Genomic DNA, 13,988 nt, shown 5'->3' on the forward strand with positions numbered 1-13,988 from the left:
TCATCGTCCCCCGGCCTCCCCGCGCTCCGACACCACCCCCGCCACCAGCAGCACCTGCGCCAGCGCGTAGGTCCACCAGATGCCGAGTTGGTAGGTATCGAACGGGGACAGGAACCTGGCCATGCCGATCATCGCGTCCGAGGCGACGAAGCACAGCGCGCCCAGCGCGGCGAGCGGCGTTGGCAACTGCGCCAACAGCGCCGCGCAGGCCATGGCCGCCAGCGCGCCGATGTAGACCGTGACCGGCAGCGCCATCTCGCCAAGATTGGGCCAGAAGCGGCCGAGCAGCGCGCCCGCCGCACCGATCACCAGCCCGCAGCCCAGCAGTCGCTGCGGCCGGAGATCACGCGCCATCGGCACGAACAGGCGCAGGTAGGCCAGGTGCGCCAGCAGGAAGGCGCCGAGCCCGCCGAGGAACGAGATCTTCAAGCCCGGCAGCGCGAGCAGGAAATCGCCGATCGCCGAGAACACGAGCGCCACTACCAGCCAGCGGCGCTCGCCAAGCGGGCGATGGAACCATGCGGCGCGCGCCAGCATGATCGCCATCGCCGTCTTCCACGCCGGCTGGTAGGCGATCTGGCCGGTCAGCGGCGTGCCGGGCGGYAACTCCATCGACGCCTGGAGCAGCAGCACGCCATAGACCACGGCGGCCAGCGTGCCCGCGATCCACCACTCGCGCACGCGCGGCGGCATCCGCATCGCGAGCCAGCTCAYGGGCGCGCTCCCACGGTCACCTTGGCGTTGGGGGCGGCGCCGAACACGTCGGGTGCGTAGAGCGCCTCCACGCGCGTGGGCGGCAGCGCGAACTCGCCGGCGTTGTTGAGCCGCACCGTGTACTCCACCGCCACGTTGCCCTTGGGCAAGTAGCCGAAGTACTCGCGGTACGACTCGGGCGTGCGTTCGGTGAAGGTCGCCGACGACTTCTTCTCACCGCTCGTGGCGATCTGCGAATCGCGGCCCAGCCCGCTGCCGAGGATGGTGGCGCCGGTCGGCACCGGATCATTCACCACGACCCAGGTCATGTCCGCCTGCGCGTCCACTTCGAGCCGCACGCGATAGGAGTCGCCGCGCGACCACTTGCCCGCCACGGCCTGCTCCACCGGTGTCACGGTGCGCTTGATGCGATACCCCGCCGCCACCGGATCGCGCAGCGGCACGGCGGCCATCGCCCGCACCGTGGCCCAGGGACGGCCCGAGCCCTGCTGCTCGACCTGCAAGGTGCCAGTCGTGCCGGCAGCGGGCCACGGCAGTTCCACCGCGCCGCTCGCCACGCCATCCTTCTTGGTCGCGCCCGACCAGTCGAACGTGCGCGAGGCATCGCCCAGCGTCACGCGCGCGCCGCCGGCCACCGGTGTCTTCTCAAACGCCTGCGCGTAGCGCTGCACGGCCAGCACGCCCCAGGCGTTGGCCGTGGTGGTGCCCCACGCGCCGCGCGTCTGGCGGCCCAGCAGGCCGGTCACCAGTTGCGGCACATCATCTTTCCAGCCCGGCAGTTGCGTGGCCAGCGCCAGCAGCTTGGCGGCGTTGACGTCGCCGTTGGCCATCAGCCACCACCAGTCGTCGCTGCGCTCGGTCGAGAACACCAGCCGCGTGCCCTGCACCGTGAGCCGGCTGCGCAGCAGTTGCTGGGCTTCGGCGAGGCGTTTTTCATGCTCGGGGATGTCCGTCACGCGCGAGAGCAGCGCCAGCCAGTCGATCAGCGCCGAGGTGGGCCACTGCGCGGGCAGGATCTGGACGCTGCCGAGCATGCGCGCCTGGGCGTGGCCGGTGCGCGAGAGTGCCTCGAGCGCGGCCAGCTTGCGTACGTCGAGGTCCATCGACGCGGATGCCGGCGCCCAGCGCGGCGGCGTGATGCGCCCTTCGACGAACGACGTCAGCCCACGCTCCATCTGCGCGCGCTGCGCCTCGGGGAGGCGCATCGGCAGACCGGCCCGTGCGGCCTCATCGGCCACGGACAGCAGGTAGGCCGTCAGCACCTCGCTGCCCGCGCTCGCATCGCTCTGCAGCGGGAAGTAGGCGGCCAGGCCGTTGCTGTCGAGGTAGGACGGCAGTTGCGCCATCAGTGCATCCCACGCCGCCGTGTCGCCCAGGCCGAGCGACTTCGACGTGCGCTGTTCGAGGCAGCTATAGGGATAGTGGCGGAACCACTCGCGTACGCCAGGCATCCCGCCCGCCAGCGACGACTGCATCGTCACCTGCATGCCGCCGCGCAGCTTGCCGGACGGATCGGTCAGCGCGCCGGCCGGGGCCTGCACCGGCACCGAGACCGTCGGCGTCATTTGCGCCAGCATCGCCTGCTGCGCGGTGACGGGCACCGCCGGGACGATCTGCTGCGAGAGCTTGAGCCGGTCGGCCGCATTGCTACCGCCCTTCTCGGTCGCCGCCACCTCCCACATTRCCGTGCCGCTGCGGCTGTAGGCCAGCAGCGCCGGCGCGGTCACGTCCCAGCCAATCTCGCGCGAGGCGCCGGCCGCCAACTCSACGGTCTGCGCCGGCAGCGTCTGGGCATCGACGAGCGTGGCGCGCGCGGTGGCCTCCACAGTCATCGCCCGTTGCGTGGTGTTGCGCAGCGTGAACATGGCGCGATACTTGTCGTCCTCGCGCACCAGCAGCGGCAGGCCCGAAATCATCTGCAGATCCTGCGTGGCGGCGACGGTGGCGCTGCCGGACCCGAAACGGCCCACGCCGAGGTCGGCCACGGCGACGATGCGGAAGCTCGTCAGCGAGTCGTTGAGCGGCACGTCGAGCGTGGCACGCCCTTCGGCGTCGAGCTGCACGCGCGGGTTCCACAGCAGCAGCGTGTCGAACAGTTCGCGCGTCGGACTCTTGCCCCCGCCGCCGCCGGCCGGCACGGCCTTGCGGCCGTAATGGCGCCTGCCGATGATCTCCATCTGCGCGGTCGAGGTCTCCACGCCATAGCTGCGCCGTTGCAGCATCGCGTCGAGCAGGTTCCAGCTCGTGTTCGGCATCAGTTCGAGCAGCGCCTGGTCCACGGCGGCCAGCGCCACCTCGCCGTTGGCGGCGGGCTTGCCGTCGGGCAGCTTCACCTGCACCACCACGCGCGCCTTGCCGCGCACCGGGTAGGTGGCCTTGTCCGGCGTCACGGTCACGTCGAGCCGATGGGCTTCATTGCCGACGCGGATCTCGGCCAGCCCGAGCCGGAACGCCGGCTTGGACAGGTCCACCAGCGGCGATGGCGCCACGTAGTCGCGMCCCTCGCTGCGGAACGCGCGCCACCAGTCCACCGGCTGGCGCCAGCCCCAGGTGAAGAACGAGTACCACGGCACGTCGCGGAGGCGCCCGCGCACGCTTAACACAGACACATAGACGTTCGGCCCCCATTCCGGCTTCACCTTGAGCCGCACCGTGGGATCGGTGCCGTTCAGCTCCACCACCTGCGTTTCGAGAATGCCTTCCCGTTCGATGGCGACCAGCGCCGTGGCATGGCGGAACGGCATGCGCACCTGGAACACGGCGGTATCGCCGGGCGCGTAGGCGCGCTTCTCCGGCAGCACGTCCATGCGGTCGTGGTTCTCGCCGCCGAACCAGAGTTCGCCCTGGCGTGTGACCCAGACCGTGGTGGAAGCCTGCGAGACACGCCCGTCCGTATCGCGCGCACTGGCGATCAGCTCCACCTGCCCCGCCTGCGCCAGCGACACGTCGCAGCGCATGCGGCCCTGCGCATCGGTGCGCGACTCGCACACCACGCCCAGGTCCTTGCTCTCGGTACGGTTGTCATAGCGATAGAAGCCGCCAACCACGCGCTGGCGGGCAGACGTGGTGATGCGCGCGCGCGCCTTCACCTGCACCGGCGTATCAGCCACCGGCTTGCCCTGGGTGTCGAGCACCACGCCCTGTACCGACAGCTTCTGGCTCACCGATACCCAGTTGGCCGCGCGGATGCCCGCCACCACGGCGGCCGGCCACACCGGCACGGTCTGGCGCAGCGTCTGGATCTCGCCGTTCGGGTCGGCGAAGCCGGCCTCCAGTACGAGGTCGCCCGGCGTAGTGATCTTCGGCATGTCCTTGACCGTGACCTTGCCGTTGCCGTCCTTGTCCAGCGTGACGGGCAGCTTGTCGGCGACGAGCTTCTCGCGGCTTTCGCCCGATGTGTCCTCGCTGTCTTCGTCATCGACGGTGGCCTTCTCGTCCGGCGCGCGCGGCGGCTGGAACGAGAATTCGTCGAAATCGGCGAAGTTGACCGGCTTCTCGCGCAGCAGCGCCGACAGGCGCACCGGCAGGCCGGCCGCGCCGCCGCCGTTCAGATAGTGGATTTCCACGCCGACCGGCACCTCGCCCGGCGCGACCAGCGCGTTGCCCTTGGCTTTCGGGTCCTTGGCCGTGCTCAGCGTACCGGACAGTACCGGCAGGCGGAATGCTTCGACGCGGAAGCTGCCGCCGTCGAGCGTGCGGCCATCGACATAGACCAGCCCCACGGTGTAGACGCCCAGCTTGGCTGCCTGCGGGATCTGGAAGGTGCTCTCGGCGCTGCGCCCGCCCGTGGCCGTGGTACGCCAGGCCAGCGGCAGTTCATAGGTCTGGCCGCTGCCGTCATGCGTGACGACGGCCTTCTCCGGCATCGATGCCGGCAGCGCAAAGCCCTGCGCCGTCTCGCTGCGCAGCAGGTGCTTCATCGACACCGTCTCGCCCAGCCGCAGCAGCGTGCGGTCGAAGATGGTGTGCGCGCGCACGGTCTGCTTCGGGCTCATGTCGGTGGGCACGTTGAAGCGCCACGTCTCGATGCCACGGTTCCAGTTCGACATCACGAAGGCCATGTCGGCCTTGCCGCGCGCCTTCGGGTGGTCGGCGGCGATCCGTGCGGAGACGAAGTAACCCTCCATGCCGTTGCCGCAGTCCTGGTAGCGCTGGTCCGGCAGCTTGGCGAAGCGGGCGACGCCGGTGGCGTCGGTGGTSCCTTCGCCCAGCAGGGCGCCCTCGCAGCTACGCACCGCGATGCGGGCGTTGGCGACGGGCTTGCCGTCGTCGAGGCCGGTCACCCAGGCCAGTCCGCTCATCTCGCCCTCGGCAGTGCCGCGCGCGAGCTTGAAATGGACGCCGAGGTTGGTCACCAGCGCCGCCGTGCGCACGTACATCGGCTCGGACTTGCCGAGCAGCGCGGCRCCCAGCATCGGCGAGGCAATCTCCACCACGTGGAAGCCCGGCTCGGGCAGCGGAATGCCGACGACCTCGAAGGGTCGGGGCGAGGTGTCCGACGATTTCGGAATCGCCAACGTCTGCGCGCCCGCCACGCCGCGCAGCAATGGCACCGCGCGCGTCTCGATGGCCGGGGCGTYGCGCGGGCTCYTGGCCCGGTACGGCGGCTGGCCGGCACGGATCGCGTCGATCTGTTCCTTGGTCCACGTGTTCTCGTGCATGCGCTTGACCATGCCGAACCAACGCAGGATGGCCGTGTCGTCATCGACCTTGAGCCGCGCCACAGTGCCCGCCTGGGCGCGCACGGACGTGGCGGGCAGGTCGGCCTCCACGTTGCGCAGCGTCACGGGCAGCAGCGGCGGATAGTCGGCCGGGGACTTGCCGCGCGGCACATCGGCGAAACGTTCCACCACGCCGAACGGCGCGGCGGCGAACTTGGCCAGCGGCGGCAGCGCGCCGGTGGTCAGCTTGATCGGGAACAGGTCCGCATTGGTCAGCGGGCGGCCGCTGTCGTCCTTGATGTCGCGCGGGGCCTCGATGGTCAGGCTGGCGCGCTCCGGGAACGGCGCGGTGAAGCGGACCGACTCCACCGGGGCGTCCGGCGGCGTGTCCGGGTCGAAGGYCGGCGCGCGCGGGCCGGASGGGGTTTTCAGGACGATGTGCTCGGCCACCTTGCGCGGAATCGGSGCGGTGAAGGTCACCGTCATCGGCCGCAGCGGGGTGCAGGGCGCCTCGGCCCGTTCGCGCTCACAGGTGAAGCCGGCGGCGAAGGCTTCGCGCACGGTGTAGTCGAAGCGGCGCGGCGCCGTGGTGGCAATGCCGGAGGGCGTGGCGATGCCCGCATCGAGCACGAGCTGCATGCGCGCGCCGGCCGGCAGCTTCTGCTGGCAGCCCAGCAGGTGCACCGCCTCCCCTTCCCGCTTGGCGATCTCGTTCCAGCCGACCGCCGCGATCACGTCCGTGCGTTCCTTGCCGGCCAGCAGCCGTACCGGAATGCGCTCGCCCAGGCCCTCGGCCTGGCACCACGCGTGTTCGCGGATCGACCCGGCCGTGGCCGCGCCGTTGAAGCGCAGCACGAAGACCTGGTCTTCCTCCACCTCTCCGCCGGAAGGCCGGGCCGATACCACCGTGGGCCCACCGGTCTCGAACCGGTATTCCGGCTTGCCCGCGTAGGCCTTGCCAGCCACGCTCTTGAGCCCGCCGGCAATGCGCACCGTGCAGCGCATGCCGGGCGGCAGGTCACGCTCGAAGTCGAATACCCAGTTGGTGGCGTTGACCCAGCGCCCGCTACCGGCCGCCGCACCGCCGGTGCAGGACACCGCCGCGGGTGGCGCGGCGTTGAGGTCGCCCATCGGCACCATCGGCTCGTCGAACCGGATGGCCACCTGGCGCACCTGGGGCACCAYCCCTTCGGGCGAGAAACGCGCGATCTGCGCCGCGTGCGCATCGCCGGCGCCGGCCCACAGCGCCAGTCCCGCGCCCAGCACGGCCAGCCTCCCAAACGTGGTGGCGTACCCGCCGCTGCGACCCGAGGTGACAATCGTCCCCATCATCCTTTCCTTGTTGGATTTGGCTCGGGGCGAGGGTGACATGCGCGGATGGCAAGCGCAAGCCTCTGCACATTTTGGATTTTGTGTATGGCTGATTCAGCGCAAATGTGACAGCGGCAGCGGTCCTTCGCGCTTCAGGGCGGTCAGCACGATGTTGGACCGCACGCTCTCCACGCCRGGYACGCGCATCAGGCGCTTCATGGTGAATTCGGCCAGCGTKGGCAGGTCCGGCACCACCACGCGGACAAGGTAATCGGCCTCGCCGGCGACCGAGTAGCACTCCTGCACCTCTTCCAGCAGCAGGATTTCCTCGCGGAAGCGTTCGATGATGGTGTCGCCGTGGTGGGCCAGTTTCACACTAATAAATACCAGCACGCCCAGACCCAGCGCTTGTGGCGAAAGATTCACACGGTAGCCGGTAATCACGCCATCGGCCTCGAGCTTGGCCAGCCGGCGGCCGACCTGGCTGGGCGAGAGGTGCACCCGTTCGGCCAGTTGCTGGTGGGTRGAGCGGCCGTCGGCCTGCAGGGCGGTCAGCAGGGCGAGGTCGTAGGGGTCGAGGCTGGCAGTGTTCATGGCACGCAGRAAATCCGCATYCWGGATCTGAAAGATGCAGGTTACCTGCATGCRCCGACGAAACCAAGCCGTTTATGCGGCCTGAATGCACGTCCACACGCCTACACTGTGCATAAATTCCGCATCGCTGGAGACACACAGATGAACGCCACCCCGGACACCACGGCCGACTTTGCCGGCACGATGACCGCCAAGCTCAGGGAACAATTCGAAGCCGGCCTGCTGTCCGGCGAGGAACTGCGTCCCGACTTCACCATCGCCCAGCCGGTGCACCGCTACACCAGCACCGACCACGCCATCTGGCGCAAGCTCTACGACCGCCAGGCCTCGATGCTGCAAGGCCGGGTCTGCGACGAGTTCCTGCAAGGGCTGGGCACGCTGGGCATGGAGCGCGACCGCGTGCCCGAGTTCGACCAGCTCAACGAGACGCTGATGCGCGCCACGGGCTGGCAGGTGGTGGCCGTGCCGGGCCTGGTGCCGGACGAGGTGTTCTTCGAGCACCTGGCCAACCGCCGCTTCCCGGCGAGCTGGTGGATGCGCAAGCCCGAGCAGCTGGACTACCTCCAGGAGCCGGACTGCTTCCACGACGTGTTCGGCCATGTGCCGCTGCTGATCAACCCGATCTTCGCCGACTACATGGAGGCGTACGGCAAGGGTGGCTTGAAGGCGGCCAAGCTCGGCGCGCTGGACATGCTCGCGCGCCTGTACTGGTACACCGTGGAATTCGGCCTGATCCAGACCCCGGCCGGGCTGCGCATCTTTGGCGCGGGCATCCTGTCCAGCCAGGGCGAATCGATCTACAGTCTGGATTCGGACAGCCCGAACCGGATCGGCTTCGACCTGCACCGCATCATGCGCACGCGGTACCGGATCGACACCTTCCAGAAGACCTACTTCGTGATCGACAGCTTCGAACAGCTGTTCGACGCCACGCGGCCGGACTTCTCGGACCTGTACCCGCAACTGCGCGCGCTGCCGACGCTGGGCGCCGGCGATGTCGCCGAGGGCGACCGTGTGCTGAACATCGGCACCCGCGAGGGCTGGGCCGACAGCAACGACATCTGACGACGACAGCCGAGCCGCAGAACATTCATAACACCGAGGCCATCATGACCCCTCTTTCGCAAGACGCCCGCGCCAGCCTGCTGGCCGGGCTACCCGGCTGGACCCCGGTCCAGGACCGCGACGCCATTCACAAATCCTTCAAGTTCGCCGATTTCAACGCGGCGTTCGGCTTCATGACGCGCGTGGCGCTGCATGCCGACAAGGTCGATCACCATCCCGAATGGTTCAACGTCTACAACCGCGTGGACATCACCCTGTCCACCCACGACGCCAACGGCCTGACCCAGCGCGATATCGACCTGGCGCGTTTCATCGAGCAGGCTTTCAGCGGCCCGCCGGCGCGTTGAAGTCGCGCTATAGATAACTGTCGCCAGCTGAAGGGCAACTGAAAGGCAGCGCGCAAGGCTGCCCTGTACAATCGGCGGCATTGCCCCACAACGCCGCCGAGCCCCCTGCCATGCGTATCCTGCTGATCGAGGACGACCGTCAAATCGCCAGTGGCGTGGAGGCGGGCCTGACCCGTGCCGGCCATCAGGTACGCGTGGTCCATGACGGCGTGTATGCCACGGATCACCTGCTGCGCGAGCAGCACGACCTCGTCATCCTCGACCTGGGCCTGCCCGGCATCGACGGCATGACGCTGCTGGCCCGCTACCGCGCCCGCAACCGCACCACGCCGGTCATCATCCTGACCGCCCGCGACGAACTCGAAGACAAGCTCTCCGGCCTCAACGCCGGCGCCGACGACTACCTCGTCAAGCCCTTCGCGCTGCCCGAGCTGGAAGCGCGCGTGCGCGTGCTGCTGCGCCGCAGCCAGCATGGCGAGGCCGCGCCCGAGCGCGACGTGCGCCTGGGCCGCCTGCGCCTGTCCGGCAACGACCGCCGCATGTTCGTCGACGGCAAGCCGCTGGAGCTGTCGCCGCGCGAGTTCGCCGTGCTGGAACTGCTGCTCCAGCGCCAGGGCCGCGTGGTGAGCAAGGCGCAGATGCAGGACCACCTGGCCACCTTCGCCCATCCGGCTGGCGAGGGCGGCGATACCGTCGGCGACACCGCCATCGAGGTCTACGTGCACCGCGTGCGCAAGAAGCTCGAGGAAGCGGATGTGGAGATCGTCACCGTGCGGGGCTTCGGCTACCTGCTCCAGATTCGTGGCGGACACTGACTCTCCCTCCCCCTCGCGTTCGCGGCTGGTCCGCGCTTCGAACCCGAGCCTGCGTGTCCACCTGCTGCGCGCGCTGGCCACGCCGCTGTTCGCGCTGGTGCTGGTCAGCGGCTCGCTCTCCTACTGGCTCGCGGCGCACTACACCACCCAGGTCTTCGACCGCGCGCTGTATGGCGTGGCGAACAACATCGCCCAGCAGATCCGCATCGCCGGGCCGCGCCTCGATCAAGATATTCCGATGATTGCCCAGACGCTGGTCGAGGCCGAAGGCTCCGACCGCATCTACTGGCGTATCCACGGCCCGGACGGGCTGATCGGCGGCATGGACACCTGGCTCGGCTACGGCACGGGCCAGACCACGCTCCACGACGCACGGCTGTTCTACGCGTGGTTCAGCGGTCGCCAGGTACGCGCCGTGCGGCTGCCGGTGACGCTGCCGAGCCCCGCCTCGGACGAATTCGGCACGAGTGGCGAGGGCACGCTGTCGCGCGGGCCGATCGTCGTGGAAGTCGCTGAACTGCTAGACCGCCGCGAGACGGCGGCGAACGAGATCCTGCTGTCGGTGTCGGTGCCGCTGATCCTGCTGCTGCTGGTGGGCAGCCTGATCCTGTCGCACGTGCTCAAGGAGGAACTGGTGCCGCTCCAGATCCTGACCGACAAGCTGAACCGCCAGACCGCCCGCTCGCTGGCCGCGCTGGACGAAACCCAGGTGCCGGCCGAAGTCGAACCGTTGATCCGCGGCCTGAACGCGCTGCTGGCGCGCCTGCGCGATGCGCTGGACGCCCAGCGCAAGTTCATCGCCGATGCCGCGCACCAGCTACGCACGCCGCTGACCGCCGTGAAGCTCCATGCGGACCGCGCGCTCGATGCCGATTCCCCCGATGTGGCCCGCCACGCGCTGCGCGAGGTGCAGACCGCTGCCGACCGCGCGGTGCGGCTGTCGAACCAGCTGCTGTCGCTGGCGCGGGCCGAGCCGGGGCTGTCGCTGGAGCGGCTGGGGCCGGTGGAACATTTCGACCTGGCCGAACTGGCTTTCGAGATTGGCGCGGAATGGGTGCCGCAGGCGCTGGCCCGCCGCGTGGACCTGGGTTTCGAGATCCTGCCTGGCCCCACCTTCACCGGCAGCGCGCCGGCCACGGTGCGCGGCAACCGGCTGCTGATGCGCGAGGCGCTCTCGAACCTGATCGACAATGCCGTGAAATACGTGCCGGCCGGCGGGCGCATCACGGTGCGCGCGGGTGGCGAGACCATGGGCCATCGCGGCATGGCCGTGGTGATGGTGGAAGACAACGGCCCGGGCATTGCGCCAGCGCGGCGCGAGGAAGTCTTCAAGCGCTTCTTCCGGGGCGATCACACACCCGGCGCCCAGGCGGTGCAGCAGGCCGCGCCGAGCGGCGCCGGCCTGGGGCTGGCCATCGTGCATGAAATCGTCTCGCTGCACCAGGGCACCATCCGTATCGAGGACGTGCCCGCGCCCTCCCCGGCGCCTGTGCCGGCGCCGTCCGCGCTGTCAGCCGTGGTGGCTGGCCACGGGGATCACGGCGACCATGGGGAGCAGCGCGACCCGGCACCCCGGCGCGCGTCGATGCGGTTCGTGATCCGCATCCCCTGCGAGGCGCCCGGCACGGCTGCCGGCTGACTTCTTCCGACTGCTTACTTCCGTTCCTTCGGGGCCAGCATCGTGCCCCGGCAGTTCGGGCTGCCGCAGCGGCACTCGTATTCCTTCTTCAGCTTCTTGGTATAGCGCGCGTCTATTACCAAACCATAGTCATAGAACAGCTCTTCGCCCTGGGCGATGTCGCGCAGCGCGTGGATGAACACGCGCCCCTTCTTCTCACGTGCCTCGCAGTTCGGCTCGCAGGCATGGTTGATCCAGCGCGCGCGGTTGCCGCCGAACTTGGCGTCGATCACGTCGCCGTCGTCCAGGCTGAAGTAGAAGGTGTGGTTCGGGTCGGCCGGATCATGCGGATGGCGCTTGAGCGCTTCTTTCCACGAGATGTGCTCGCCCTTGTATTCGATCACGCGCTCGCCCTCGGCGATATTGCCGATCGCGTATACGCCCTTGCCGTGCACGCCTGACTGGCGCACCTCGATGCGGTCGCTGGCGCTCTTCTTCTTGCCCGCCTTCTTTGCCTTGCCTTGTTCCGACATGTCGCTGTTTCCCCGTCAAACCGATGACTGCCGGTCCACTCCGGCGCGCCCCGGATGATACCTGCCAACCATGTCGGCGCGACACCCCTTTTCGCCTCCTGTATACCGTCATGCATGTGGATAAACCGGCCAAAATCTGTGGATAAGCGCGCGGGTTTGGTGTGGGCGGCAAGGGGGTGACATGGGGATGGCGCAGGAACAAGTCGACGAGGTATACCTCCCATCCTCCTCCAGACGGCTGAGTCATCCACGCCGGCCAACAACCGCTCCCTGTGCTTTCGGTATACGTAAACATCTGATCCGATTGACGTATACGTGGTTATCCACAGAAACGGTCGCCCTCTATTGACTACTACTATTCGTATACATAAAAGAAAGATGTAAACCGAAAGCACGAGAGCCGGCAGCGCAGCGAGGTATACGTCCGAACCCCTCCGACTTTGGGAGGAAGGCCGTTTTGGACGTCGATGAAAAATTGAGCAGGTCCCGTTTTTCGCGTATACCGGCACGCGGGCACGCCAGAAGCCCCTCAGGCGCTTTTGGCCGCGTATACGTCCCCAACCCTCTGTCAGCCGCGTATACGCCTCTGAAGGGCTCTCAGCGCTTCCAGGCCCCTTCCGCGTGACGCGTATACCGCTTCCCAATCGCCCTCAGCCCCCTGCTGCCGAGGCCTGGCAATGGCTGGCGTAACAATCTGTTCCCGGTGCGCCTTCCCCGACACGGTATGATGTGGCCCGCGGCGTCTTTGCCGGTGCGGGTTCCAGCGGAGCCGGCGCGGCCAGGACGTCAGTGTTTTTTCAACTCGAGACGGAGTGAAGCATGACGAAAACCGAACTGATCGACGCGATTGCAGCTGGCGTGGACGGTCTGACCAAGGCCAAGGCGGAACAGGCACTCAACGTGACGCTCACCGCGATCATGGACGCCGTGGCCAAGGGCGATACCCTGAGCCTGATCGGCTTTGGCACCTTCAGCCAGGGCGAGCGTGGCGAGCGCATGGCGCGCAACCCGCGTACCGGCGAGGAAATCAAGGTGGAAGCCGCCAAGACCGTGAAGTTCAAGGCGGGCCAGAAGTTCAAGGACGCCGTCAACCAGTGATGCTTGCGGGCCGATGAATCAGCCCGGTTTGCAAGACCCCGCCGTGCCGCCACCGGATGCCGTCTCCGGCGCAGGTGCGCGCCAGGCGGGGGACGTTATCCACAACAGGTTTCCCGCCGCCGTGCGCGGCAAACCGCACAGCTGCACCGTGCCGTCAGACGGCGGCCGCAATCCTCTTCAAAATGGCGTCCGGACGTGGCCAGCACTAGGATTCTCGGGCGTCGCCATCCGTGGCCTCGCCATGCCGTCCAGCCCGCTCGCACCCAGATTTCCACAGCGTTATACACAGCGCTTTCCACACAAGGCTCCACAGCTTTCTCCACAGGCACTGACTCGGCGTTTTCTGAGTCTGGTAGCACTCGCCGTGCTATGTGGTTGCACCGCCGCGCCGCCGCGCACGGCACGTCCGCAGGCCGTGCCCTTGCCCGACCTGGAGCGCGTGGCCACCACGCCCGGCGCCACGCCGCGTGAGCGCATTGTCGAGATCGCCATGCAGGAGTGGCGCAAGTGGGGCAGCCAGACCATGCGCATCGGCCGCGACGATGGCGCCTGTGTGACGCACAGTCCCCTGCCCGCCCCGGTGGCAGTCGAATCGTTCGCCCCCCTCGCCCCGCAAGGCGCCCAGTCGGCGGACGATGAATCGGACGAGAACGGGAATGCAACGGATTGCATACGTTTTCCCGATGGCACGGGCATGGAAGCCACCGCGCAAGGCTGCCGGATGGCCCAGCGCTACTGGGGCATCGTGGGCGAGGCGCCGGATTGCCGCCAGGTGACGCAAGGCGCGTGGGCGTGGTCGGCCGTGTTCATTTCGTGGGTGATGCGCAAGGCTGGGCTCAACAACGACCAGTTCCTGACCGGTCAGTCCCATGCGATGTATGTGGTCGATGCCCGGGATGGCAAGCTGCCGCGTCCCGCCTTCCATATCGAGCCGATGCCGGCGCTGCCGCGCCCTGGCGATGTCATCTGCGCGCCGCGCGGACGTGACAAGTACCTCGAGAACCTGTCGGAGATCGGCTTCGGCACCACGCCGATGCACTGCGACATCGTCGTGGCCGTGGACCCCGCTGCGCGCGTGGTGCGGGCCATCGGCGGCAATGTGCAGCAGTCGGTGACSATGAGCGAGATCGACCTCAACGATGCCGGCCAGCTCGACGCCTTCACCAACTCGCACATGCCGTGGCTACTGGTGATGCGGAACGATTTGCAGTGACGGGACGAATCGAGTGGGC

10 protein-coding genes are annotated in these 13,988 nt (G+C 68.3%); 6 read left to right on the forward strand and 4 right to left on the reverse strand.

Annotated elements, in window-relative coordinates; translation table 11 throughout:
- From AB4Z27_RS21860 to AB4Z27_RS21870, 3 genes are all read right to left on the reverse strand, one after another.
- Positions 1-714, reverse strand: coding sequence for a lysoplasmalogenase (locus AB4Z27_RS21860; RefSeq protein WP_092290940.1), 714 nt, complete (start codon positions 712-714; stop codon positions 1-3).
- Positions 711-6,707, reverse strand: a complete 5,997-nt coding sequence (locus tag AB4Z27_RS21865) for an MG2 domain-containing protein (RefSeq protein ID WP_441645256.1) — start codon at positions 6,705-6,707, stop codon at positions 711-713. The genes AB4Z27_RS21860 and AB4Z27_RS21865 overlap by 4 nt, the downstream gene beginning before the upstream one ends.
- Before the next feature lie 93 nt (positions 6,708-6,800).
- Complete coding sequence (locus AB4Z27_RS21870; RefSeq protein WP_092292059.1) at positions 6,801-7,280, reverse strand: Lrp/AsnC family transcriptional regulator; 480 nt, start codon at positions 7,278-7,280, stop codon at positions 6,801-6,803.
- Positions 7,281-7,421: 141 nt separating this feature from the next.
- Here AB4Z27_RS21870 and phhA point away from each other — a divergent pair, with 141 nt between their 5' ends.
- The 4 genes from phhA (at position 7,422) to AB4Z27_RS21890 (ending at position 11,146) form a co-directional block, all read left to right on the forward strand.
- Positions 7,422-8,345: a phenylalanine 4-monooxygenase gene (gene phhA / locus AB4Z27_RS21875; protein WP_092290944.1), complete on the forward strand. Its 924-nt coding sequence runs from the start codon at positions 7,422-7,424 to the stop codon at positions 8,343-8,345.
- Between the two features lie 23 nt (positions 8,346-8,368).
- The gene (locus AB4Z27_RS21880) at positions 8,369-8,692 is read left to right on the forward strand and encodes a 4a-hydroxytetrahydrobiopterin dehydratase (protein ID WP_255370721.1); all 324 of its coding nucleotides are present in this window, start codon (positions 8,369-8,371) and stop codon (positions 8,690-8,692) included.
- A gap of 110 nt (positions 8,693-8,802) precedes the next feature.
- Complete coding sequence (locus AB4Z27_RS21885) at positions 8,803-9,507, forward strand: response regulator transcription factor (RefSeq protein WP_092290948.1); 705 nt, start codon at positions 8,803-8,805, stop codon at positions 9,505-9,507.
- Positions 9,446-11,146: a sensor histidine kinase gene (locus AB4Z27_RS21890; RefSeq protein WP_441645257.1), complete on the forward strand. Its 1,701-nt coding sequence runs from the start codon at positions 9,446-9,448 to the stop codon at positions 11,144-11,146. The genes AB4Z27_RS21885 and AB4Z27_RS21890 overlap by 62 nt, the downstream gene beginning before the upstream one ends.
- 14 nt (positions 11,147-11,160) lie before the next feature.
- Here AB4Z27_RS21890 and AB4Z27_RS21895 read toward each other — a convergent pair whose 3' ends face one another.
- Positions 11,161-11,658, reverse strand: coding sequence for an SET domain-containing protein (locus tag AB4Z27_RS21895; RefSeq protein WP_092290953.1), 498 nt, complete (start codon positions 11,656-11,658; stop codon positions 11,161-11,163).
- An 819-nt stretch (positions 11,659-12,477) separates the two neighbouring features.
- Between AB4Z27_RS21895 and AB4Z27_RS21900 the strand changes: the two genes are divergently transcribed.
- Positions 12,478-12,756, forward strand: coding sequence for an HU family DNA-binding protein (locus AB4Z27_RS21900; protein ID WP_092290955.1), 279 nt, complete (start codon positions 12,478-12,480; stop codon positions 12,754-12,756).
- 241 nt (positions 12,757-12,997) lie between these two features.
- Positions 12,998-13,969, forward strand: a complete 972-nt coding sequence (locus AB4Z27_RS21905) for a DUF2272 domain-containing protein (protein ID WP_092290957.1) — start codon at positions 12,998-13,000, stop codon at positions 13,967-13,969.
- Positions 13,970-13,988: the final 19 nt, after the last annotated feature.

It is taken from the genome of Cupriavidus sp. KB_39, assembly GCF_052114485.1.
Classification (GTDB): domain Bacteria; phylum Pseudomonadota; class Gammaproteobacteria; order Burkholderiales; family Burkholderiaceae; genus Cupriavidus.

Bases quoted from the DNA above. Each gene is read 5' to 3' on its own strand.
- AB4Z27_RS21895 (WP_092290953.1), bottom strand. From the start codon at position 11,658: ATGTCGGAACAAGGCAAGGCAAAGAAGGCGGGCAAGAAGAAGAGCGCC.
- AB4Z27_RS21885 (WP_092290948.1), top strand. From the start codon at position 8,803: ATGCGTATCCTGCTGATCGAGGACGACCGTCAAATCGCCAGTGGCGTG.
- phhA (WP_092290944.1), top strand. From the start codon at position 7,422: ATGAACGCCACCCCGGACACCACGGCCGACTTTGCCGGCACGATGACC.
- AB4Z27_RS21890 (WP_441645257.1), top strand. From the start codon at position 9,446: ATGTGGAGATCGTCACCGTGCGGGGCTTCGGCTACCTGCTCCAGATTC.
- AB4Z27_RS21900 (WP_092290955.1), top strand. From the start codon at position 12,478: ATGACGAAAACCGAACTGATCGACGCGATTGCAGCTGGCGTGGACGGT.